At 41.3% G+C, this 1,293-nt stretch carries 2 protein-coding genes; both read left to right on the plus strand.

Going from position 1 to position 1,293, the window contains the following annotated elements:
* The first annotated feature begins 75 nt into the window (after positions 1-75).
* Positions 76-393, plus strand: coding sequence for a transposase (locus ACRRU2_RS28490; RefSeq protein WP_331702758.1), 318 nt, complete (start codon positions 76-78; stop codon positions 391-393).
* A gap of 11 nt (positions 394-404) precedes the next feature.
* Positions 405-1,262 carry an IS3 family transposase gene (locus tag ACRRU2_RS28495; RefSeq protein WP_331702759.1) on the plus strand — a complete coding sequence of 286 codons (858 nt, stop codon included), beginning with the start codon at positions 405-407 and terminating at the stop codon, positions 1,260-1,262.
* The last annotated feature ends 31 nt before the right edge of the window (positions 1,263-1,293 follow it).

The following is a 1,293-nucleotide window of genomic DNA, read 5'->3' on the forward strand; positions in this document are numbered from 1 at the left end:
TGCGCCTAGAATAAAAAGTGGACACACCCTTAACAGACAGTAGATAATACCATTAACAAATAGGAGGTGTCCACAATGGGGGAGCATCGACAACGGTATAATGAAGAGTTTAAAAGGCAGACAGTGAAATACATCCAGGAACAGACGAAGTCTGTAGCAGACATTTGTGAAGAGTTGAATATCGCTAAGAGTACCATTTACCAATGGATTTCTGAATATCGTCAGTTCGAGAATGAACCTTTGGCTGCACAAGAGAAAGTCCGTCAACTGGAGCAGCTTCTAAAAAAGCAGGAAGTAGAGAAGCTACAGCGTGAGCGTGAAAACGAAGATTTACGAGAGGAATTAGCGATTTTAAAAAAGGCGCTGCACATCTTCAGCAAACCAAGTCAGTAAGGTTTCAATTCATTGAAGATCATCGCTCCGAGTTTCGCCTGGAGAAGATGTGCAAAGTGATGGGCGTTTCCCGGAGCGGATTTTATAAATGGCTACATGCAGAGCCTAGTCAGCAAGAACTGCGTAAACTGAAAGTGATCGAGCGAATCCAGTTCCATTTCTACGATAATGAGGAACGTTATGGTAGCCCCAAAATTACTAAACTGCTGGTAGATGAAAAATACAAAATAGCTGAGCGGACCGTAAGTATTTACATGAAAGAGCAAAATCTTCGTTCCTGCGTAGCCCAGAAATTTAAAGTATGTACAACTGATTCAGATCATAACAATCCTATTGCTCCCAATTTGCTGAACCAGAATTTTAAAGTCCTCGAACCAGAAAAAGTTTGGGTTACGGACATCACCTACATTCCTTGTCGCGAGCGTAAGTTGTATCTAGCTAGTGTGATGGATCTGTGTACACGTGAGATTGTAGGGTGGCGGTTAGGCGATCGAATGACGGTGGAACTGGTGTTAGGCGCTCTTGATGATGCCTATGCGGCAAAGAAACCTAAAAAAGGACTTATTCATCACTCCGATAGAGGAACGCAATATGCTTCACACGAATACCGTGGCCGACTCGAATCCTACCAGATGACTGCGAGTATGAGCCGAAGGGGCAATTGTTACGACAATGCTTGTATAGAATCATTTCACAGTATTTTGAAAAAGGAACTTATTTATTGTAAGAAATTCAAAACACAGCAACAAAGCTACGACGAGATTTACAAATACATTGAGTTTTTCTATAACCGTAAAAGAATTCATAGCTCAATTGGTTATATGTCTCCAGTAAAATTTGCACAACGTTTCAAGAAACGAGTCTCTTAAATATGTGTCTACTTTCTTGACAGAGGTCCAG

This window comes from Paenibacillus sp. GXUN7292 (assembly GCF_050864975.1).
In the GTDB taxonomy this organism is placed as follows: domain Bacteria; phylum Bacillota; class Bacilli; order Paenibacillales; family Paenibacillaceae; genus Pristimantibacillus.